This window comes from Comamonas composti DSM 21721 (assembly GCF_000429845.1).
GTDB classification, from domain to species: Bacteria; Pseudomonadota; Gammaproteobacteria; order Burkholderiales; family Burkholderiaceae_C; genus Comamonas; species Comamonas composti.
Genome location: NZ_KE386973.1, coordinates 78,879 through 99,597, shown reverse-complemented (window position 1 = coordinate 99,597; position 20,719 = coordinate 78,879). Strand labels below are relative to the sequence as shown.

Here is a 20,719-nt window from a genome sequence, read left to right as displayed (position 1 = left end):
CGTTGTCAAAGCGCTCACTGGCCCCCTTGTCACTCAAGGCCACTTCCAGCACAGCCTTGGAGATGTCGATACCTACAAACAGAGATTCTTGGGATTCGTTAGTCATTGCCCATCCTTGCAAAAATACGCGGTCAATACAGCTCCAAAGAACATGCATCGCCAACAAGCAACTGTTCGGGCTTGCTGCAAACGGTTAGTTGTTCACGCCAAATGCTCTCTGACGGGATGCCGAAGCTCCCAAGGGGATGACGGGCTGTGAACAACTTCCCAAAAAATGTCTCGGAACTTGAGGTTATCGAAGATACAAGGGGATGACGGGCTGTGAACAACTTCCCAAAAAATGTCTCGGAACTTGAGGTTATCGAAGATACAAGGGGGGAGCGGCGAAGCCGCTCAGGGGGTGCGTTTAATTTTTCCAGCATGCGGTAAACCGCCCTGGCTGCACTTCGCGTAGCGCCATAACGGCGCTGGCACAGCGGGTTTCAGCCTGGGGGCAACGCGTGCGAAACACGCAGCCCGAAGGTGGGTTGGCAGGGCTGGGCAGGTCGCCTTGCAGCAGCGGAATGCTACGCCGCTGCGCGGGGTCTGGCAGCGGTGCCGCTGCAAGCAAGGCCTGCGTATAAGGGTGTTGCGGCTGGGCATACAAGGCCTCGGTGGGTGCAATCTCCATCACATGGCCCAGATACAGCACCACCACGCGGTCGCACAAATACTCCACCACATCCAGATCGTGGGAAATGAAGAGCAGCGTCAGCCCCAACTGCTCCTTGAGCTCGCCCAGCAGGTTCACCACCTGGGCCTGTATGGACACATCCAGGGCCGACAAGGGCTCGTCGGCCACGATGAAGCGCGGCTCCACGGCCAGGGCACGGGCAATACCTATGCGCTGACGCTGGCCGCCTGAAAATTCATGCGGAAAGCGCTCGGCATGCTCGGGCCTGAGGCCCACCTGGGCCAGCAGCTCGTGAATGCGCGGCTGGCGCGCCGCGCCGCGTGCCAGGCCGTGGGTGTCCAACGCCTCGCCCAGCACATCGCGTATGCGCATGCGGGGGTTCAGGCTGGCATAGGGGTCTTGAAAAATGATCTGGATTTGCGAGCGCAGCGGCCGCATGCGGGATGCCGATAGTGCTGCCAGATCATGCGCTGCGCCGTCCGCGTCCAGGTAGCGCATCTGCCCCTCGGTGGGGTCGATCAGCCGCGTGAGCATGCGGCCTATGGTGCTCTTGCCCGAGCCCGACTCACCCACCAGGCCCAGGGTTTCGCCGGGGCGCACATCAAAGCTCACGCCATCCACGGCGCGCACGGGATGCGTGCCCTGGCCAAAGTATTTGCGCAGGCCGCGCACTTCCAACAGATTGGGGCTGGCGTTCATGCCGTCACCTCCTCATGGGCATGGACGCAGCGCACCTGGCGCTGCGCATCCAGGGCTGCCAATGCCGGCATCTGCGCATCGCAGGCCGCGCCATGGCGGCTGCAGCGCGGGCCGAAGGCACAGCCCGGTGGCGGCGCCAAGGGGCTGGCCACCTGGCCGGGAATGGCGGCCAGTTTGGGCCGGGTGCCGGCACGTACGCTCTCGCCAAAAGCGCTGCCTGCCTGGCGCCGCGCCACACCGGGCAGGCAGGCCAACAGCCCCTGGGTATACGGGTGGCGGGGCTGGGCAAACAGCGCATGCACGGGCGCGGATTCGACAATGCGGCCGGCATACATCACGGCCACGGCATCGGCGTATTGCGCCACCACACCCAGGTTATGGGTCACAAACAGCAGGCTCATGCCGGTCTCTTTTTGCAGCCTGCCCATCAGCGCCAGGATTTGCGCCTGTATGGTCACATCCAGCGCCGTGGTGGGCTCGTCGGCAATCAGCAGCGTGGGATTGCAGGCCATGGCCAGGGCAATCATCACGCGCTGGCGCATACCGCCCGAGAGCTGGTGCGGATATTCATGCATGCGCTGGGCAGCGGCGGGGATTTCCACCAGTTCCAGCATGCGCAGCGCATGGGCGCGTGCGCCTGCGCGGTCCAGCCCCAGATGCAGACGCACGCTTTCGGCAATCTGCTCGCCCACGGTGAGCACGGGGTTGAGGCTGGTCATGGGCTCCTGGAACACCATGGCAATTTCATTGCCGCGCAGCACGCGCTTGTCGCGCTCGGCCAGGGCCAGCAGGTCTACGCGTTGGCCGTCACGCCGCACAAACCAGGCCTGGCCACCAACCTGGGCCTGGGAGCTGCGCGCATGCAGGCCCATCAGCGAGAGGCTGGTCACGGACTTGCCCGAGCCCGACTCGCCCACCAGGGCCAGGGTTTCGCCGGGGCGTATGGCAAAGCTCACCTCGGCCACGCTCTGGATGCGTCCGCCATCGGTGGCAAACGAGGTGGACAGGCCCTGCACCTGCAGCCGGGGCGCCAGGGAATCGAATGTGCGGTGGTTCATGCGGCCTTCTTGAGCTTGGGGTCCAGCAGATCGCGCACGCCATCGCCCAGCATTTGCAGCGACAAGGCGGTGAACACAATGGCCAGGCCGGGGTAAAGAATGATCCAGAACGCCTTGTCGGCCGACTCCAGGCTGCCGGCAATCATGGTGCCCCAGGTGGGAATATCGGGCGGCACGCCCACACCCAGAAAAGACAGGCCGGCCTCGGCCAGGATGGCGTAGGCAAAGATGAAGGTGATCTGCACCAGCACGGGCGAGACCAGGTTGGGCAGAATGTGGCGCCACAAAATGCGCGCCGTGCCCACACCCAGGGCGCGCGCCGCGTCCACAAACAGCAGCTCGCGCAGCACCATGGTGGCGGCCCGCACCACCCGCGCCACACGCGGTGTGTAGACGATCACCAGGGCCAGCATCACATTCCACAGCGAGGCACCCAGAATGGACACCAGGGCAATGCCCAGCAGGATGTCGGGGAAGGACATCATGGCGTCCACACAGCGCATGATGGGCGCGTCCAGCCGGCGGAAGAACCCTGCCAGCATGCCCAGCAGCGTGCCCAGCAGCACGGCGCCAGCCGCCGTGAAAAAACCGATCAGCAGCGAGTAGCGTGCACCATGCACAATACGCAGCAGCACGTCACGGCCCAGCTCGTCGGTGCCGCCCCAGTGGGTGGCCGAGGGCTCGAGCAAACGCTCGCTGACCGAGATGGCGTTCGGATCGGCATCCGACACCCAGGGAAAAATCAGGGCCACCAGCAGCACGCCGGCCAGCAGCACGGCCGACAGCAGCACCACCTTGCGCGCGAACAGCCGCGCGGCCCATTTGCGCCAATCTCCCATCATTTGCCCTCCAGACGTATGCGTGGATCGACCAGGGTGTAGAGCAGATCGATGGCGAGGTTGATGAACACATAGACGCTGGCAATCATCAGCAGCGTGCCCTGTATGACGGGGTAGTCGCGCCGCAGCACGGCGCGCACCACCAGATTGCCCACGCCGGGCAGGTTGAACACGGTCTCGGTCACCACGGTGCCGCCAATCATCAAGGCCAGCGTCAGCCCCAGCACGGTGATGATGGGCACCAGCGCATTGCGTAGCACATGTTTGGTCATGACCGTGGCCTCACCCAGACCCTTGGCGCGTGCAGTGCGCACATAGTCCTCGCCCAGAATGTCCAGCATGGAGGCCCGGGTGAAACGGATGATGAGGGCCGAATTCAGCATGCCCAGCACCAGGGCCGGCAGCAGCAAATGGGTGAAGCGCTCGGCAAACGACGCATCAGGACTGCCATAGCCCGAAGCTGGAAACCAGCCCAGCTTGACGGCGAACAGCTGGATCAAAATCAAGCCAAACCAGAAGCTGGGCACGCTGGCGCCCAGCATGGCCACGCTGGACAGCAGTTGGTCGCCCGGGCTGCCGCGCCAGATGGCCGCCGCCATGCCGCAGGGCACACCAATCAGCGCCGCAATGCCCACGGCCAGCAGGGCCAGCATCAGCGTGGGCTCGGCCCGCTCCAGCAGGGTTTGCGCCACGGGCTGCTGCAGAAAAATGGACTGGCCCAGATTGCCCTGCAGCAGCTCGCCCACCCAAAGGGCAAACTGCACCGGCAAAGGCTTGTCCAGGCCGTACTGCACGCGGGCCTGGGCAATGTCCTCGGCCGTGGCCTGGTCGCCCAGCAGCAGGGCCACCGGATCGCCCGAGGCCAGGCGCGTGAGCGCAAACACCAGCACCGCCACAATGGCCAGCACCACCAGGGAGCCGCCGAGACGGCTCAAAAGAAATCTAGGCATAAAGCACCTCCACCAGCAGCCGCCTACTTGGCAAGACGCGTATTCCAGAAGAAGGGCCAGATCGACGGTGTATAGCCCTGCAGCCTCGCCGAGCGAGCCGAGAAGCTGTTGAACTTGCCGACCGGGATGAAGGGCACTTCGTCGTACACCAGCTGCTGCACACGCCCCCACAAGGCGCCGCGCCTGGCGATATCACCTTCCTGATTGAAGGCCTTGAGCGCGGCCTTTTTTCCCGGCGTGTCCCAGCCACCAGGTGCACCATCACCCAATTGGGGTGGGGACAGCATGGGCTCGGGGAACAGACCCGAGTGGGTGATGAACAGATCCCAGAGCTTCGCGTCGTTGCGGCGCTGCACCAGCGTGGCCCAGTCCACCACCTGCACCTCGGTCTTGAAGCCGGCTTTTTTCAGCTGCTCGTTCAGCACCAGGGCGATGTTGTAGTGGAACTCGTACTGCCGGCTGACCATGATGCGCAGCGGCTGGCCCTTGTAGCCGGCCTTGGCCGCCTGCTCCTTGGCCGCCTGCGGGTTGTGCTGGTTGTACTGCTTGGCCCCGGCATCAGCGTAAAAAGGCGTGCCCTTGGGAAAGAAATTGGGCTCGGCCGTGAAAAAGCGCGGGCTGCCAAAACCGGCGGCCATCAGCTCGGCCTGGCCCGTGGCGGTCTGCACCGCCTGGCGCAGCGCGGTCTGGGCCAACACCCCCTCCTGGGTATTGAGCACGATGTAGGGGAAGCCAAAATTCGGCGTGACGATGGGCACCACGGCCGGCGCGCCCTTGTCCAGGCGGATTGCGGCTTCCACCGGCAGCAGGTCGGCATAGTGGAACAGGCTGGACAGCGCGCCCTCGATACGCGTATTCACATTCGGCACGGGCACAAAACGCAGCTCGTCGATCAGCGCCTCGCGCTTGCCCGCATAGCCGCTGGCCGGCTCCTGCCGGGCGCTATAGCTTTCATGGCGCACCAGCACGATGAACTGGTCGGGCCGGCGTTCCTTGAGCTTGTAAGGCCCCGTGCCTATGAACTCCTTGATCTGGGGCGCCAGGCTTTCCTTGGCCATGATGGCCGCCATGCCCGTAGGCAGGGCCAGCTGTGCCAGCAGCGGTGCATAAGGCGCCTTGAGCTTGATCTCAATCGCCAGCGGCCCGCTGGCCGTCAAGGCCTCCACCTCCTTGGCCACGGCCTTGCCGCGCGGGGACACCTCCATCCAGCGGCGCAGCGAGGCCAGCACATCCTCGGCATTCAGCTCGCGGCCGTTGTGCAGCTTCACGCCCTTGCGCAGGGCGATCTGGTAGCGCAGCCCGTCCTTGGAAACGGTGGGCAAGGCCTCGGCCAGCATGGGTGCAATCGCCCACTGGCCATCAAAGGTGTAGAGCGGCTCGTACACATGCTGCATCACCGTGCCCACCAGATCGGCCGTGGACACCATGGGATCCAGACCCTGGGGCTCGCCAATCATGGCCAGGTTCACGGCACTGCCCCTCTGCTGCGCTTGCGCCGGGCTCATGCCGCAGCACCAGACCGTCGATGCCGCAGCCAGTCCCAGCAGATCACGCCGCATCAAGACCAGGCTCTGGGCTGGCAGCAAAGACTGGCTGGTTTTTTTCGTTTGCATCGCGTCCTCTTTGAGTAATAAAATTACATCGCAAATCGTATTTCATGGTTTGTTTTGTAAATAACAGGGTTTTCCTGTATTTTTTGAGTAATAACATTACAAAAGGAGATGAGCATGTCGAAAGTGGAAATGCTGGGTCAATCGCCGCTGGCCTCGGACCGTCAGGCCCGCCCCCTGTCTCCGGCCACGCGCGCCGGGGACTTTGTGTTTGTCTCGGGTCAGGTGCCCACCAACGACCAGGGCGAGGTCATCACGGGCGGCATCGAGGCACAGACACGCCAGGTGTTTGAACGCGTCAAGGCCGCGCTGGCCCTGGCCGATTGCACGCTGGAAGACGTGGCCAAGGTCAGCGTCTGGCTGGCCGATGCCCGCGACTTCGGCAGCTTCAACCGCGTCTATATGGAGTGCTTTGGCGACCACCGCCCCGCGCGTTCCACGGTGCAATCGCTGTTGATGATCGACGCCAAGGTCGAGATCGACGTCACGGCCTACAAGCCCCGCAACTGAGTGGCCACGCCATGCAGCACGGCACACACTCCAAAACATGGGATCTGGTCACACTGGGCGAGGCCTTGATCGAGTTCAACCAGACCCATGCGGGCCAGCCCGAGTATCTGCAAGGCTTTGGCGGCGACACCAGCAATGCCGCCATTGCCGCGGCACGTGCAGGCGCACGCACGGCCTACCTGACCCGCGTGGGCCAGGACACTTTTGGCGATGCCCTGCTGGCACTGTGGCAGCGTGAGGGCGTGGACCACACGGCCGTACAACGCGATGCCAAGCAGCCCACAGGCATGTACTTTGTGACCCATGGCGAGGCTGGCCACCAGTTCAGCTATTTGCGCGCCGGCTCTGCCGCCAGCCATATGACGCCGGCCTGGGTCGAATCCTCTCCCGCCTTGCAGCTGCTGCAGGACTGCCGACTGTTCATGGTCTCGGGCATTTCGCTGGCCATCTCGCCCACGGCCTGCGACACGGCTTTTGCCGCCATGCGCATGGCCCGCGCCGCAGGGGCACAGATTGCACTGGACTCCAATCTGCGCCTCAAGCTCTGGCCGCTGGAACGGGCCCGCGCCTGCATCGCCCATGCGGTGTCGCTGTGCGACATCTTTCTGCCCAGCCTGGAAGACATGGTGACGCTGACCGGACTGACGGCGGCGCAAGACATCATTGCCTGGAGCCATGCCCACGGCGCCGCCACCGTGGTGCTCAAGCTGGGAGCCGAGGGTTGCATGGTCAGCACCCAACAAAGCAAGCCCCCCCACGCCAGCACCCACATTGCGGGCCGGCCCGTGGCCCTTACCGACGCAACAGGCGCTGGCGATTGCTTCGACGGCAATCTGCTGGCCCGTCTGGCCCTGGGCAACGACCTCGCCACCGCCGCACGCTACGCCAACACGGCGGCATCCCTTGCCGTGCAAGGCTTTGGCGCCGTGGCCCCGCTGCCCTATGCCGCTCAGGTGAATGCAGCACTGGTTCAGGAGGCCCTGGCATGAACAGCCCCAGCTCTGCGACCGCCCTCCCTTCCTTCCACACCCGGGTGCTGCCCGTCATCGTCATCGACAAGCTGGCCCAGGCCGTCCCTTTGGCCCGGGCCTTGCTCGCCGGTGGTGTGGATGCCATGGAAATCACGCTGCGCACACCGGTGGCCCTGGACGCCATCAACGCCGTGGCCCATGCCGTGCCGCAGATGTGCGTGGGTGCCGGCACCGTACTGGACGCCCAGGATTTGCGCCGTGTAGGCGATGCCGGGGCGCGCTTTGCGCTTTCGCCCGGGACAGGCCCCGGCCTGCTGGCCGCAGCGGCAGCCGGGTCTCTGCCCTTTATTCCCGGCGTGATGACGGCCAGCGAAGCCCTGGCCGCGCGCGAGCATGGCTTTGGCCTGCTCAAGCTGTTTCCGGCCGAGCAAGCCGGCGGTCTGGGCTTGCTGCAGGCCTTGGCAGCCCCCTTGGCAGACCTGCGCTTTTGCCCCACAGGCGGGCTCACAGCCGCCAATGCCATGGACTATCTGGCCCTGCCCAATGTGGCCCTGGTCGGCGGCTCCTGGCTGGCACCGCGTGCAGCCCTGGCCCATGGCGACTGGGCCACCATCACGGCCCTGGCCCAGGCGGCCGCAAAGCTATAGAGCGCCAGGCGGCATCCGCAGGTTCAACCTGCGAAGATGCTGCGCGCGTCGGTAAAGCGCTTGGCGAAATAGACGTTGTCCATGCGCACGCGCTGCACCGTGCCGCCCGTGGAAGGCGCATGCACGAACTGGCCGTTGCCCACAAAGATGCCCATGTGCGAATAGCGCGCGCCCGAGGTGTTGAAGAACACGAAGTCGCCCCGCGCAAGCCGGCCTACGCCCACGGGATTGCTGGCCTGCGCCCATTGGGCCGTGGTGCGCGGCAGGCGTTTTTCGGTGATGCCGCCCACGGCCCACTGGATCAGGCCGCTGCAGTCAAAGCCGCCTTCCGGGCTGTTGCCGCCATAGGTATAGGGCGTGTTGACCACCAGCATGGTGCGCGCCAGCATGGCCTCGCGCAGCCCGGGGTCCAGGCCAAGCGCCTGGGGCGAGGCCGCCACGCCCGGCGAACCAGCACTCTTGCGCGGCGACGAGGAGCAGCCTGCAACCAACCCGCCCAGCCCCGACACGGCCAAAACCGCAAAGCCACGGCGCGACACCGCCGCCAAACAAAACGCATCTGAGGAAAAAGAGCTGGACTTCGCGGACATCATGGCTTGACATGTTCTCACAAAGCCCTGCCGGGTCGCAGCCGCAGTGCTGCATAAAAGTGAGCTACCAGCACTTGCCCCAGGCGGTTTACGGATAGATAACCCATCAAAACCACGCCCATCAAGCGCTATGCGCTCTTATTTTTAATAAGACACGCATTAAAAAACCGCAGACCCTGCTGCGGCTTTATGCCAGCAAAAAGCCTGGCTTCATAGCAATAACGGCCAAGCCCACCGGCACGCTCCAATATCAGGGATACCGAGCAAGAAGCGCCCGCCACCCCGGGGCAAGCGGCTCAGCCGCTCGCTCAGGGGGAGCCATCAAAACGGCAGCTTGGGCATGCCGCCCCCACCGCCCATCATGCCTTTCATGGCCTTCATGCCGCCCATGCGCTTCATCATCTTCATGAGGCCGCCGCCCTTCATCTTCTTCATCATCTCCTGCATCTGCTCGAACTCCTTGAGCAGGCGGTTGACCTCCTGAACCTGTACGCCTGCGCCGTCGGCAATGCGCTTCTTGCGTGTGGCCTTGATGATGGCCGGGCTCTTGCGCTCCTTGGCCGTCATGGAGCAGATGATGCCTTCCTTGCGGCGGATCTCGCGCTCGGCCTTGTCCATGTCCACGGCGCCGGCCTTGCCCGCAAGCTCGGTGGGCAGCTTGTCCATGAGCGTGGACAGCCCGCCCATCTGCTTCATCTGCTGAATCTGGGCCAGAAAGTCGTTGAGGTCGAACCCGTCGCCGCTCTTGACCTTCTCGGCGAGTTTTTGTGCGGCCTCCATGTCCACGCCCTTGGTGACCTGCTCGACCAGGGCCACGATGTCGCCCATGCCCAGCACGCGCTGGGCGTGGCGGTCGGCATCAAAGACTTCGAGCCCATCGATCTTTTCCGAGACGCCCGCGAACTTGATGGGCGCGCCCGTGACGCTGCGCACCGACAGCGCCGCACCGCCGCGGGAGTCGCCATCGAGCTTGGTGAGCACAATGCCCGTGAGCGGCAGTGCTTCCTTGAAGGCCTTGGCCGTGTTGACCGCATCCTGGCCCTGCATGGCATCGACCACGAACAAGGTCTCCACGGGCTTGAGCACCGCATGCAGGTCCTTGATCTCCTGCATCAGCAGCTCGTCTATGGCCAGGCGGCCCGCCGTGTCCACGAGCAGCACTTCAAAGAAGTGCTTCTTCGCATAGTCGAGCGCGGCCAGCGCGATATCGCGCGGCTTCTGGTCGGGCGAGGACGGGAACCACTGGGCACCGGCCTGGGCCGTGACGGTCTTGAGCTGTTCGATGGCCGCAGGACGATAGACGTCGCCCGAGACCGTAAGCACCTTTTTCTTGCGCTTCTCGATCAAGTGCTTGGCCAGCTTGGCCGTGGTCGTGGTCTTGCCCGCACCCTGCAGGCCGGCCATGAGGATCACGGCCGGCGGCTGGGCGTTGAGGTTGATGTCGGCCACGCCCTGGCCCATGGTCGCGGCCAGCTCCTTGTTGACGATGGAGACCAGCACCTGGCCCGGCTGCAGCGAGCCCAGCACTTCCTGGCCCAGCGCCTTTTCCTTGACGCGTGCAATGAAGTCGCGCACCACGGGCAGGGCCACGTCGGCCTCGAGCAAGGCCATGCGCACTTCGCGCAGCATGTCCTGCACATTGGACTCGGTGATGCGGGCCTGGCCACGCATCTCCTTGACGAGGCGCGAGAGTTTTTCGGTCAGAGCGGAGGCCATAGTCGGGAAACCTAGGAATGGATGGGGCTGGGGCGCAATGCAGGCCGCAGCAAACTGCCGGGAAATCGCCAGAAACTGCGCCACGCCCACTCCTGGTGCCGTGGCCTGCAGCAGCAGCGAGCGCCATGGCGGCAGGCATGTATTCTGGACAAAGGCCTTCGATTCTACCTGCTAGCCCCCGCGCCGGCCCGGCAAACCCCGGCTTGCGCCAGCTATCATACAAACCATGCTTTCCCTGCCCCTGATCTCCGCCAACGCCTCGCCCCTGGGTTGGACGCTGGCTCTGGCCGCAGCCCTGGCCTATGCCGTTCCCGCGGCAGGCGCGCTGCGTATCAGCCAGACTGCGGCGCGCTGGGCTCTGCGCCTGGCCTGGCTGCTGCACGGCCTGGCCCTGGCCAGCAGTCTGGCCGGCATGACCCCGCGCTTTGGCTTTGCCCCCGCCCTGTCCATGACCGCCTGGCTGGTGCTCACCGTCTATGCGGTGGAGCAGCAGCTGTTTCCCCAGATGCGCGCGCGCTGGGCCCTGGCCACGCTGGGCGCCTGCGCCGTGCTGCTGGCCGCGCTGTTTCCGGGCACACCGCTGTATGTGAGCGCCTCGCCCTGGCTGCCTTTGCACCTGGCCCTGGGCCTGGCCTCCTATGGCCTGTTCGCTGCAGCCGTGGTGCATGCGGCGCTCATGAACCGCGCCGAGCAATCGATGCGCCAGGGCGCCGGCCATGACAGCGGCCTGCCTCTGCTCACGCTGGAGCGCCTGACCTTTCGCTTCGTGTCGGCCGGCTTCTTGCTGCTCACGGCCACGCTGGCCGCAGGCTGGCTGTTCGGCGAGCAGCTCTACGGCCGGGCCTGGGTCTGGAATCACAAGGCCGTGTTCTCCGTGCTGTCCTGGCTGACCTTTGCCGTCCTGCTCGCCGGGCGCATGCGCTTTGGCTGGCGCGGGCGCAGCGCCACGCGCATGCTTTATGCAGGCGCCCTGTTGCTGCTGCTGGCCTATGCGGGCTCACGCTTCGTGATGGAAGTGCTGCTCAACAAGGGCGCCGCATGAAATACGTTCTGGTCCTGCTGGTGCTCGTCATTGCCGTGGGCGTCTGGCGCAACCGGCGCCGGGCCGAAGACCAGCCCCGGCGCGAACGCGCCGCCCCCAGGGTCGGCAAGCCCCAGGACATGGTCGAATGCGCGCACTGCGGCCTGCACCTGCCGCGCAGCGAAGCCCTGCAGGCCGGCGCCCTCAGCTATTGCAGCGCCGAACATCGCAGCCAAGCCCGGTGAGCCTTCCGCACATGCAAAACATCGGCGCCAGCACTGCCTCCGGCGCGGCCTGGCCCGAGGATCAGGGCAGCCCCGACAGCAATCCCTTTGTACGTCTGTGGCGCGGCTATCTGATAGGACGCGTGCTCGTGGCCACCGGGCTTTTGCTGCTGCAGGCCTGGATCAGCCGCATGAACCTTGCCGGCACGCCCCTGGTCTGGCTGGTCATACTCGGCTACCTGGGCCTGGCCATCGTGCTGCTGTTCACCTCGCGCCGCCAGCCGCCGCAGCCTCAGTTGGGCTGGCACTGGCTGCCGGTCATAGGCGGAGACCTGGCCGTCATCTGCCTGCTGCAACTGCTGCAGGCCGGAACGCTCAACTACTCGGCACTGCTGGCGATTCCGATTCTGATTTCGGCGGCCCTGGGCAATCTGCTGCTGGCCATGACCACCACCTCCGGCGTGACCTTGCTCATGCTGGCCTGGGTCAGCTGGATGAACCAGCGCGGCGAGCTCGCCGACAGCCAGGCCTACTACCAGGCAGGCTTTGCCTGCGCCGGTTATTTCGCCATGGCCTATCTGACCCACGAGCTCGCGCGCCGTGTGCGCCGCGAGCGTGCGCTGGCCCGACAGAGCTGGCAGCAGGCCCAGACCCAGGAGCAGGTCAACGCCCTGGTGATACGCCATCTGGATGATGGCGTGCTGGTGATCGATGCGCGATTCTGCGTGCACCAGGCCAATCCCGCAGCCCTGCGCCTGCTGGGTCTGAGCCCGACCGAAAACCAGCCGTTCGCACTGGACAGTCATGAGGGCTGGCAGCAGTTGCAGGAGGCCGTGCGCCAGAGCTTCGAGCTGGATCGCCCGATCTCGACCGCCGTGCACTTGCAGTCGCCCAGCCATGAAGGCCCCACAGGCCTGCAACTGCGCACCTGGCTTACGGAGCTGGCCAGCCCGCCCCAGTCCGACACCGGCCCAGGCCTTTCCACACGCCGGCTGTGCGTGGTCTTCCTGCACGACCTGCGCGAGCTCGAGGCCAGAATGCGCACCGAAAAGCTCGCTGCCATGGGCCGCATGTCGGCGGCCGTGGCCCATGAGATACGCAACCCTCTGGCCGCCATCTCCCAGGCCAACGCCTTGCTGGCCGAGGATCTGGGCAGCGAGCCCGCCCAGCAGCAGCTGTGCCGCATCGTCGAGCAAAATTCCGAGCGCCTGGCTCGCATCGTCGACGAGGTGCTGGACATTGCCCGCGTCCAGCAGCACATGGGCGATGCGCCGCCCCAGCCCCTGGCCCTGGACGCCCAGGTGAACCAGGTCTGCCAGGAGTGGGCAGCCCAGGGCCAGCCCCCGCGCCAGCTGCTGCTGCACCTGGATGCGCCGGGCCAGCATGTGGTCTTCGATGCCGAACATTTGCGCCGCGTGCTCGTCAACCTGCTGGACAACGCCCAGCGCCACCGCAACCACGCAGACCAGGAGCTGAGCCTGCAGGTGCTGACCGGCTCCGCCGTTGCGGGCCAGACCTGGCTGCAGGTCTGGAGCGACGGCCAGCCACTCGAACCTTCGGTGCAGCGTCATCTGTTCGAGCCCTTTTTCTCCTCGCAGAGCCGCTCCAGCGGCCTGGGCCTTTATATCTGCCGCGAGCTGTGCCAGCGCTACGATGCCAGCATCAGCTACCAGCGGCTGGTGCGCCCGGGCCCGCAGGCCGCGATACCGGGCAATGCCTTCAGCATCGTCTTTCGCAGCGGCTCGACTTCGGCCATTCCGGCCACCTTGTTTGACCAAATTGTGGTGTGAAGCCTGTGAACGCCTCTGCCAGCGCCGTCTCCATCCTCGTCGTCGACGACGAGCCCGATCTGTGCACACTCTACGAACTGACCCTGCTGCGCGAGGGCTATCGCGTGGAAACCGCAGCCTGCCTGGCCGAGGCTCGCGAGCAGTTGCAGGCCAAGCGCTTCGATGTGCTGATCACCGACATGCGCCTGCCCGACGGGCTGGGCCTGGAGTTGCTGCAGGAGCTGCGCCAGCAACAGCGGCGCGAGCGCTGCATCATCATCACCGCCTACGGCTCGGCAGAGAACGCGGTCGAGGCCTTGCGCGCAGGTGCCTTTGATTACCTGACCAAGCCCGTGGACCTCAAGCAGTTCCGCCAGGTCGTGGCCTCGGCCGCCCAGGGCATGGACAGCACACCTGCGGCGCCGGGCATGGCCGGGCGCTGTGCGCCCCAGGAGCCGGAATTTCCCTTGCAGGGTGGCGATGCGCTGACGGCCCTGGTGGGCGACTCCCCGGTCATGCTGGCCGTCAAGCAGCGCATTGCCAAGGTCGCGCGCGGCATGGCGCCGGTCCTCGTGCATGGCGAGTCGGGCACCGGCAAGGAGCTCGTGGCCAGGGCCTTGCACGCCTGCAGCCAGCGCAGCCAGGGCCCGCTGGTGGCCGTGAACTGCGGAGCGATTCCCGAGAACCTGCTCGAGGCCGAGTTCTTCGGCGCACGCAAAGGCTCGTACACCGGGGCCACCCAGGACAGGGACGGCTACTTCCAGGCCGCACGCGGCGGCACCCTGTTCCTCGACGAGATCGGCGACCTGCCGCTGGCCATGCAGGCCAAGCTGCTGCGGGCCATCCAGGAGCGGCGCATCCGCCCTCTGGGCTCGACCCAGGAGGAGACCGTGGACGTGCGCATCGTCAGCGCCACACACCGCGACCTCGCCACCGATGTGCAGGAGGGGCGCTTTCGCCAGGACCTGTACTACCGGCTCAACGTCATCGAGATCCTGCTGCCGCCGCTGCGCGAGCGCCGCGAGGACCTGCCCCGGCTGTGCCGCACCCTGCTCTTGCGTCTGTCCCGGGAATCGGGCCTGCCCGCGCCCGAGGTCGATGCCCAGTCCCTGACGCCGCTCATGCACTACCCGCTGCCCGGCAATGTGCGCGAGCTCGAAAACCTGCTGCACCGGGCGATTGCCCTGGGCGACGAAGGGCCGCTGCGGCTGGCCGACGACCTGCTGCCCGCCAGCCCCTGCACGCCGGCCGCGAGCACACCGACCCAGGTACCGGATGCGGTGGCCGATGCCGATTTTCTGCCCCAGGACCTGCAGCTGTGGCTGGACTCGCAGGAGCGCGACATCCTGGTGCGCGCCCTGCACGCCAACGGCTACAACCGCACGGCCACGGCCGCACGCCTGGGCATCAGCCTGCGCCAGATACGCTATCGCATAGAGCGGCTCAATATCGCCTTGCCCGGCGATGCCAGCGAGCCGGGCACGCCAGCCGAAGCCGGCGCAGGAGCCGAGCATGGGCGGCTCTGAATCCAGGCCGGCATCCGCCGTCTGGCAGGGCGGCTGGCTGCAGAACGTGCGCCACCTGGCCTCGCCCAACTTCGGCCCGCGCCCGGATCAGGCCTGCATCGACCTGGCCGTGATCCACTCCATCAGCCTGCCACCGGGCGAGTACGGCACGGGCGCGGTGCAGCAACTGTTCATGAACCAGCTCGACTGGAACGCCCACCCCTATTACCAGGGCATACGCGGGCTCGAGGTTTCGGCGCACTTCTTCATCACGCGCGCAGGCGAGATCTGGCAGTTCGTGGACTGCGATGCGCGCGCCTGGCATGCAGGTGCCTCGGCCTGGCGCGGGCGCGAGCGCTGCAACGACGACTCCATCGGCATAGAGCTCGAAGGCCTGGAGGGCCTCATCTTCGAGCCCGCTCAATACGCAAGCCTGGCCTGGCTGTGCCAGGCCCTGGCCCTGCGCTACCCCATCGCCCATGCCGCCGGCCACGAGCATATTGCGCCAGGGCGCAAGCTCGATCCCGGAGCCGGCTTTGACTGGCCACGGCTGGCCGGCCTGCTCGCACAGGACCAAGCCACAGCCGGCTGGCGCCTGCCCTGATCTCGGCTCGCAGTTGCTGCACAGCAAATTCATGAGCGGCTAGCGCTTGCTGCTGCTCAATCCTGGATATAAAGCGCATTGAAAGTATTTCTGATCAAGCGCAACCAGCTCTTCTTTAAATAGCACTCAACGCGCAACAACAGGGCAGTCGCATCTCGGATGCCCGTGCCGGCAAGGCTCAGGTCGGGGGGGTAGATGCAATCGCCCTGCGCAAAGCGAACTGGAGCCGCCCGCAGAACCGGGCGTCGTGCTGCCAGAATTTTCTGCATAGCGCCATAGTTCCCATGAGGTTTTCAGGCACTTTCCATTCCCGACCAGCATGACTTTCAATGCCGGCGCCATCGCGCCCGCCAGGCCATGCACGGCCTGGCTTGGCTGCTATGACAAACATGAGCAACCAGGCTCGGATCCCGCGAAAACAAGGTGTGGAGACTGTCTTACAAATCCATGGCAGGCATACCGCGCTACACTACCGGTAGTGTCTTGATTCATACCAGACCCCATATATAGTGTGTAGAACTTGTGCACACCCTGTGAAAACGATGTGCACAGCCAAGCAGGTAAAGCCCCCGCCCCATCTGCATGCAGCACGTTTTTTGTCCGCCCTTTCTCCCCCAATGCCCGTAGAGGAAACCCATGCAAGAAGCTTTGAATTCTTTGTCTCCCGCTGCGCACGGTGATGCTGCCCCCTCCTACACCAATCGCCCATCCATCGAGCAGAACTACCAGATCATTCGCCGCAGCGGCGATGTGGTTCCCTTCACGCCCCAGAAGATCGCCGTGGCACTGACCAAGGCCTTTCTGGCGGTGCGCGGCGCTCAGGGCGCAGCCTCGGCCAGCGTGCGCGACACCGTCAACGAGCTCACCGAAGGCGTGGTGCGCGCCCTGCTGCGCTCGCGCCCCGAGGGCGGCACCTTTCATATCGAAGATGTGCAAGACCAGGTCGAGCTCGGCCTGATGCGCGCCGGCCACCAGGATGTGGCGCGTGCCTATGTCCTCTACCGCGAGCGCCGCAACCAGGAGCGTGCCGAGCAGAAAAAGGCGGCAGCAGAAGCTGCAGCCGCCGCTGCCGCTCCGGTGCTGCACGTGACCGACAAGGGCCAGCGCGTCCCCCTGGATCAGGCTCGCCTGCTGGCCTTGATCGAAGCCTCCTGCCGCAATCTGAATGCCGACATCAAGGCCGCGCCCATCGTGGCCGAGACGCTGCGCAACCTCTATGACGGCGTGCCCCTGGCCGAGGTCTACAAGGCCGCCATTCTGTCGGCACGCACGCTGATCGAGAAGGACCCGGACTACACCTATGTCACGGCGCGCCTGCTGCTGCACACCATCGTGCGCGAAGTGCTGGGCCGCGACGTCCAGCCCGCCGACATGCAGGCAGGCTATACCGACTACTTCCCGGGCTTCATCCAGGCCGGCGTGGACAACGAACTGCTCAACCCCGAGCTGCTCAACTACGACCTGCCGCGCCTGGCTGCAGCGCTCAAGGCCGAACGCGACCAGCAGTTCGACTACCTGGGCCTGCAAACGCTTTATGACCGCTACTTCCTGCACGTGAAGAAGACGCGCATCGAGCTGCCCCAGTCCTTCTTCATGCGCGTGGCCATGGGCCTGGCGCTGCAGGAGGAAGACCGCAACGCGCGTGCCATCGAGTTCTACGAGCTGCTGTCGTCCTTCGACTTCATGAGCAGCACGCCCACGCTGTTCAACAGCGGCACGCTGCGCTCGCAGCTGTCGTCGTGCTACCTGACCACGGTGCCCGACGACCTGGACGGCATCTACGAATCCATCAAGGAAAACGCGCTGCTGTCCAAGTTTGCGGGCGGCCTGGGCAATGACTGGACGCGCGTGCGCGCCCTGGGCTCGCGCATCAAGGGCACGAACGGCGAATCGCAAGGCGTGGTGCCCTTCCTCAAGGTGGTCAACGACACGGCCGTGGCCGTGAACCAGGGCGGCAAGCGCAAGGGCGCGGTCTGCACCTATCTGGAGACCTGGCACCTCGACATCGAGGAGTTCCTGGAGCTGCGCAAGAACACCGGCGACGACCGCCGCCGCACGCACGACATGAACACCGCCAACTGGATTCCCGACCTGTTCATGAAGCGCGTCATGGAAAAAGGCCAGTGGACGCTGTTCTCTCCAGCCGACACCGTGGACCTGCACGACCTCTATGGCGAAGCCTTCGAGCAGGCCTACACCGCCTATGAAGCCAAGGCCGACAACGGCGAGCTCAAGCTGCACAAGCGCATCCCCGCCATGGACCTGTGGCGCAAGATGCTGTCCATGCTGTTCGAGACCGGCCACCCCTGGATCACCTTCAAGGACCCTTGCAACATCCGTTCGCCCCAGCAGCATGCGGGCGTGGTGCACTCGTCCAACCTGTGCACCGAGATCACGCTCAACACCAGCGACACCGAAACTGCGGTCTGCAACCTGGGCTCGGTCAACCTGGCCCGCCACATCAAGACCAGCACCGATGCCAGCGGCCTGAGCGTGCGCACCCTGGACCTGGACAAGCTCAAGAAGACCGTGTCCACGGCCATGCGCATGCTGGACAACGTGATCGACATCAACTACTACGCGGTGCAAAAGGCCAAGGACTCGAACATGCGCCACCGCCCCGTGGGCCTGGGTCTCATGGGCTTTCAGGATGCGCTGTACGAAATGCGCATTGCCTACGCGAGCCAGCAGGCCGTGGACTTTGCCGACCAGTCCATGGAAGCCATCTGCTACTACGCCTACTGGGCCTCGACCGAGCTGGCCAAGCAGCGCGGCACCTACTCCACCTTCAAGGGCTCGCTGTGGGATCAGGGCATTCTGCCGCTGGACACGCTGAACCTGCTGGCCAAGGCCCGTGGCGGTTATGTCGAAGTCGATCGCTCGGTGCGTCTGGACTGGGATGCGCTGCGCAACAAGATCGCCACCGACGGCATGCGCAACTCCAACTGCGTGGCGATTGCGCCCACGGCCACCATCTCCAACATCGTGGGTGTGGATGCGTCCATCGAGCCCTCGTTCGGCAACCTGTCCGTGAAGTCCAACCTCTCGGGCGAGTTCACCGTGATCAACCAGTACCTGGTGCGTGACCTCAAGCGCCTGGGCCTGTGGGATGACGTGATGGTCATGGACCTCAAGCACTTCGACGGCTCGCTGCGCGCCATCGACCGCGTGCCGCACGACATCAAGGAGCTCTACGCCACGGCCTTCGAAGTCGAGCCCCAGTGGCTGGTCGAGGCCGCATCGCGCCGCCAGAAATGGATTGACCAGGCCCAGAGCCTGAACATCTACATGGCCGGTGCCTCGGGCAAGAAGCTGCACGACACCTACACCCTGGCGTGGCTGCGCGGTCTCAAGACCACCTACTACCTGCGCACCACCAGCGCCACGAACATCGAGAAGTCCACGATCCAAAGCCGCGTGCTCAACGCCGTGCCCACAGCGCCTTCAGCTCCTGCAGCAGCAGCGGCCGCCACCAGCGCCCTGGAAGCCGCTGCAGCCGCCGCCCGCGCCCAGCAAGGCCCGGCCACGGACATCAAGTTCTGCGCCATCGACGATCCAGGCTGCGAGGCCTGCCAATAACGCATACGCCCCCTGAGCGGCTACGCCGCTCCCCCATTGAAGGGGGGCGACACCGACGCGGCGGGGCGGCCCTTGCGCGGTGACCCTGAGTTGGGCCGCGCCAGTTTGTGCGCTACGCCCCGGTTTTACCCCTCGCCCCTTTGGGGAGAGGGCTGGGGTGAGGGATCTCCCCCAGCACACATGAAGAGCCTGGCTTCACTTGCGCGGCGGCTCTGACTGGAAAGCGCAAGTTTTAGAGCCAGCGCAAGCCAGCAAATGAATTGACAGGCAGGATGCCCAGGCACCTGCTCTCACACAAGGAATACCACCATGCTGTCCTTTGAAGACGACACCCCGACCTCTGCCACCCCCAGCCCAACCACGGCCGACAGCTCCACGCACCAACGCGTGAATGCTGCCGACAAGCGCATCATCAATGCCAAGACCGACGTCAACCAGCTGGTGCCGTTCAAATACAAATGGGCCTGGGAAAAATACCTTGCCACCTGCGCCAACCACTGGATGCCGCAGGAGGTGAACATGAACCGCGACATCGCGCTGTGGAAAGACCCCAACGGCCTGACCGAGGACGAACGCCGCATCGTCAAGCGCAACCTGGGTTTCTTCGTGACCGCCGACTCGCTGGCCGCGAACAATATCGTGCTGGGCACCTATCGCCACATCACGGCGCCCGAGTGCCGCCAGTTCCTGCTGCGCCAGGCCTTCGAGGAAGCCATCCACACCCATGCCTACCAGTACATCGTGGAGTCGCTGGGCCTGGATGAAGGCGAGATCTTCAATGCCTACAACGAGATCAAGTCGATCCGCGACAAGGACGAATTCCTGATTCCGTTCATCGAAGCCATCATGGATCCGACCTTCAACACCGGCACGCCCGAAAACGATCAGACCCTGCTCAAGTCGCTCATCGTTTTCGCCTGCCTGATGGAAGGCCTGTTCTTCTACGTGGGCTTTACCCAGATTCTTGCGCTGGGCCGCCAGAACAAGATGACCGGAGCCGCCGAGCAATATCAGTACATATTGCGCGACGAGTCCATGCACTGCAATTTCGGCATCGACCTGATCAATCAGCTCAAGCTGGAGAATCCGCATCTGTGGACTCCCGAATTCAAGCAGGAAATCACCGAGCTATTCGTCAAGGCCGTCGAGCTTGAATATCGCTATGCCGAAGACACCATGCCACGCGGCGTGCTGGGTATGAACGCATCCATGTTCAAGGGTTATCTGCGCTACATTGCGAATCGCCGCGCAACGCAGATCGGACTCGAAGCGCTGTTCCCGAATGAAGAAAATCCCTTCCCTTGGATGAGCGAGATGATCGATTTGAAGAAAGAACGTAACTTCTTTGAGACACGAGTCATCGAGTATCAGACCGGAGGCGCACTTTCCTGGGATTAATCGCTTCTTCGCAGGCACAATGCAATCCATGGCGCGCCTTGAATTGCGCATGCATCGTTGATGCCGTGATTCAAAGCGCCACCGAGTTCAAAGCGATGCGCAACTCCACATCGTTTTGAATCGCCCGAGGGCCATGTGCCCTCAGGCGTTTTGTGCAAATCAACGAAGGAGAAAATGATGGCAACTGCGAAGAAGACGGCCTCCACCAAGGCCACGACCGAAAAAAAGGCCCCCGCAAAAAAGGCCGCAGCACCCAAGACTGAAGCAGTGAAGAAGACCGCCACCAAGGCTGCCGCTCCCGCTGCCAAGAAGGCTGCTACACCCGCCAAGAAGGCGACGGCTCCTGTGGCAAAGAA

Annotated in this window: 18 protein-coding genes and 1 pseudogene; 10 read left to right on the top strand and 9 right to left on the bottom strand. The window is 64.6% G+C overall.

Annotation, left to right across the window (positions count from 1 at the left end):
* Positions 1-406: 406 nt before the first annotated feature.
* The 5 genes from G486_RS0120175 to G486_RS0120155 are packed head-to-tail and all read right to left on the bottom strand — an operon-like array spanning position 407 to position 5,832.
* Positions 407-1,372 carry an ABC transporter ATP-binding protein gene (locus G486_RS0120175; RefSeq protein ID WP_027017164.1) on the bottom strand — a complete coding sequence of 322 codons (966 nt, stop codon included), beginning with the start codon at positions 1,370-1,372 and terminating at the stop codon, positions 407-409.
* A complete protein-coding gene (locus G486_RS0120170) occupies positions 1,369-2,430 on the bottom strand; it encodes an ABC transporter ATP-binding protein (protein WP_027017163.1) in 1,062 nt (353 codons plus the stop codon). The genes G486_RS0120175 and G486_RS0120170 overlap by 4 nt, the downstream gene beginning before the upstream one ends.
* The gene (locus G486_RS0120165; protein ID WP_034388605.1) at positions 2,427-3,269 is read right to left on the bottom strand and encodes an ABC transporter permease; all 843 of its coding nucleotides are present in this window, start codon (positions 3,267-3,269) and stop codon (positions 2,427-2,429) included. The genes G486_RS0120170 and G486_RS0120165 overlap by 4 nt, the downstream gene beginning before the upstream one ends.
* Positions 3,269-4,219: an ABC transporter permease gene (locus G486_RS0120160; protein WP_027017161.1), complete on the bottom strand. Its 951-nt coding sequence runs from the start codon at positions 4,217-4,219 to the stop codon at positions 3,269-3,271. Before G486_RS0120160 ends, G486_RS0120165 begins: the two co-directional genes overlap by 1 nt.
* 23 nt (positions 4,220-4,242) lie before the next feature.
* Positions 4,243-5,832, bottom strand: a complete 1,590-nt coding sequence (locus G486_RS0120155) for an ABC transporter substrate-binding protein (RefSeq protein WP_051303703.1) — start codon at positions 5,830-5,832, stop codon at positions 4,243-4,245.
* Between the two features lie 114 nt (positions 5,833-5,946).
* Here G486_RS0120155 and G486_RS0120150 point away from each other — a divergent pair, with 114 nt between their 5' ends.
* Genes G486_RS0120150 through eda form a run of 3 tightly spaced genes read left to right on the top strand, consistent with a single transcriptional unit; the run spans position 5,947 to position 7,957 of the window.
* A complete protein-coding gene (locus G486_RS0120150; protein WP_027017159.1) occupies positions 5,947-6,339 on the top strand; it encodes a RidA family protein in 393 nt (130 codons plus the stop codon).
* 11 nt (positions 6,340-6,350) lie between these two features.
* Positions 6,351-7,328 carry a sugar kinase gene (locus G486_RS0120145; RefSeq protein WP_027017158.1) on the top strand — a complete coding sequence of 326 codons (978 nt, stop codon included), beginning with the start codon at positions 6,351-6,353 and terminating at the stop codon, positions 7,326-7,328.
* Positions 7,325-7,957, top strand: coding sequence for a bifunctional 4-hydroxy-2-oxoglutarate aldolase/2-dehydro-3-deoxy-phosphogluconate aldolase (gene eda, locus G486_RS0120140; RefSeq protein ID WP_027017157.1), 633 nt, complete (start codon positions 7,325-7,327; stop codon positions 7,955-7,957). The genes G486_RS0120145 and eda overlap by 4 nt, the downstream gene beginning before the upstream one ends.
* Before the next feature lie 23 nt (positions 7,958-7,980).
* On the opposite strand, the gene G486_RS0120135 is transcribed toward eda, so the two are convergent.
* Together G486_RS0120135 and ffh are read right to left on the bottom strand one after the other, a co-directional pair.
* Positions 7,981-8,547 carry a C40 family peptidase gene (locus tag G486_RS0120135; protein ID WP_245587381.1) on the bottom strand — a complete coding sequence of 189 codons (567 nt, stop codon included), beginning with the start codon at positions 8,545-8,547 and terminating at the stop codon, positions 7,981-7,983.
* 321 nt (positions 8,548-8,868) lie between these two features.
* Entirely contained in the window at positions 8,869-10,263 is a 1,395-nt protein-coding gene (gene ffh / locus G486_RS0120130) for a signal recognition particle protein (protein WP_027017155.1), read from the bottom strand.
* A 226-nt stretch (positions 10,264-10,489) separates the two neighbouring features.
* On the opposite strand from ffh, the gene G486_RS0120125 reads away from it, so the two are divergent.
* The 5 genes from G486_RS0120125 to ampD are packed head-to-tail and all read left to right on the top strand — an operon-like array spanning position 10,490 to position 15,386.
* Positions 10,490-11,305, top strand: a complete 816-nt coding sequence (locus G486_RS0120125; protein ID WP_027017154.1) for a cytochrome C assembly family protein — start codon at positions 10,490-10,492, stop codon at positions 11,303-11,305.
* A complete protein-coding gene (locus tag G486_RS0120120; protein WP_027017153.1) occupies positions 11,302-11,529 on the top strand; it encodes a PP0621 family protein in 228 nt (75 codons plus the stop codon). The genes G486_RS0120125 and G486_RS0120120 overlap by 4 nt, the downstream gene beginning before the upstream one ends.
* Positions 11,530-11,540: 11 nt before the next feature.
* Positions 11,541-13,298, top strand: a complete 1,758-nt coding sequence (locus G486_RS0120115; protein ID WP_027017152.1) for a sensor histidine kinase — start codon at positions 11,541-11,543, stop codon at positions 13,296-13,298.
* A gap of 5 nt (positions 13,299-13,303) precedes the next feature.
* Positions 13,304-14,803 (top strand): sigma-54-dependent transcriptional regulator, encoded by a 1,500-nt coding sequence (locus G486_RS0120110; RefSeq protein WP_027017151.1) that lies wholly within the window; start codon positions 13,304-13,306, stop codon positions 14,801-14,803.
* Complete coding sequence (gene ampD / locus G486_RS0120105) at positions 14,790-15,386, top strand: 1,6-anhydro-N-acetylmuramyl-L-alanine amidase AmpD (RefSeq protein ID WP_027017150.1); 597 nt, start codon at positions 14,790-14,792, stop codon at positions 15,384-15,386. Before G486_RS0120110 ends, ampD begins: the two co-directional genes overlap by 14 nt.
* A gap of 56 nt (positions 15,387-15,442) precedes the next feature.
* Here ampD and G486_RS0120100 read toward each other — a convergent pair whose 3' ends face one another.
* Entirely contained in the window at positions 15,443-15,655 is a 213-nt protein-coding gene (locus tag G486_RS0120100; protein ID WP_027017149.1) for a hypothetical protein, read from the bottom strand.
* 367 nt (positions 15,656-16,022) lie between these two features.
* On the opposite strand from G486_RS0120100, the gene G486_RS0120095 reads away from it, so the two are divergent.
* Entirely contained in the window at positions 16,023-18,965 is a 2,943-nt protein-coding gene (locus G486_RS0120095; protein WP_027017148.1) for a ribonucleoside-diphosphate reductase subunit alpha, read from the top strand.
* A 309-nt stretch (positions 18,966-19,274) separates the two neighbouring features.
* Positions 19,275-20,363, top strand: a complete 1,089-nt coding sequence (locus tag G486_RS0120090) for a ribonucleotide-diphosphate reductase subunit beta (protein WP_027017147.1) — start codon at positions 19,275-19,277, stop codon at positions 20,361-20,363.
* Here the strand turns inward: G486_RS0120090 and G486_RS24185 are convergent.
* Positions 20,360-20,719, bottom strand: a pseudogene (locus G486_RS24185) (hypothetical protein); the annotation flags it as partial. The gene G486_RS0120090 and the pseudogene G486_RS24185 sit on opposite strands and share 4 nt — an antisense overlap.

Bases quoted from the DNA above. Each gene is read 5' to 3' on its own strand.
- G486_RS0120175 (WP_027017164.1), bottom strand. From the start codon at position 1,372: ATGAACGCCAGCCCCAATCTGTTGGAAGTGCGCGGCCTGCGCAAATAC.
- G486_RS0120170 (WP_027017163.1), bottom strand. From the start codon at position 2,430: ATGAACCACCGCACATTCGATTCCCTGGCGCCCCGGCTGCAGGTGCAG.
- G486_RS0120165 (WP_034388605.1), bottom strand. From the start codon at position 3,269: ATGGGAGATTGGCGCAAATGGGCCGCGCGGCTGTTCGCGCGCAAGGTG.
- G486_RS0120160 (WP_027017161.1), bottom strand. From the start codon at position 4,219: ATGCCTAGATTTCTTTTGAGCCGTCTCGGCGGCTCCCTGGTGGTGCTG.
- G486_RS0120155 (WP_051303703.1), bottom strand. From the start codon at position 5,832: ATGCAAACGAAAAAAACCAGCCAGTCTTTGCTGCCAGCCCAGAGCCTG.
- G486_RS0120150 (WP_027017159.1), top strand. From the start codon at position 5,947: ATGTCGAAAGTGGAAATGCTGGGTCAATCGCCGCTGGCCTCGGACCGT.
- G486_RS0120145 (WP_027017158.1), top strand. From the start codon at position 6,351: ATGCAGCACGGCACACACTCCAAAACATGGGATCTGGTCACACTGGGC.
- eda (WP_027017157.1), top strand. From the start codon at position 7,325: ATGAACAGCCCCAGCTCTGCGACCGCCCTCCCTTCCTTCCACACCCGG.
- G486_RS0120135 (WP_245587381.1), bottom strand. From the start codon at position 8,547: ATGTCCGCGAAGTCCAGCTCTTTTTCCTCAGATGCGTTTTGTTTGGCG.
- ffh (WP_027017155.1), bottom strand. From the start codon at position 10,263: ATGGCCTCCGCTCTGACCGAAAAACTCTCGCGCCTCGTCAAGGAGATG.
- G486_RS0120125 (WP_027017154.1), top strand. From the start codon at position 10,490: ATGCTTTCCCTGCCCCTGATCTCCGCCAACGCCTCGCCCCTGGGTTGG.
- G486_RS0120120 (WP_027017153.1), top strand. From the start codon at position 11,302: ATGAAATACGTTCTGGTCCTGCTGGTGCTCGTCATTGCCGTGGGCGTC.
- G486_RS0120115 (WP_027017152.1), top strand. From the start codon at position 11,541: ATGCAAAACATCGGCGCCAGCACTGCCTCCGGCGCGGCCTGGCCCGAG.
- ampD (WP_027017150.1), top strand. From the start codon at position 14,790: ATGGGCGGCTCTGAATCCAGGCCGGCATCCGCCGTCTGGCAGGGCGGC.
- G486_RS0120100 (WP_027017149.1), bottom strand. From the start codon at position 15,655: ATGCAGAAAATTCTGGCAGCACGACGCCCGGTTCTGCGGGCGGCTCCA.
- G486_RS0120095 (WP_027017148.1), top strand. From the start codon at position 16,023: ATGCAAGAAGCTTTGAATTCTTTGTCTCCCGCTGCGCACGGTGATGCT.
- G486_RS0120090 (WP_027017147.1), top strand. From the start codon at position 19,275: ATGCTGTCCTTTGAAGACGACACCCCGACCTCTGCCACCCCCAGCCCA.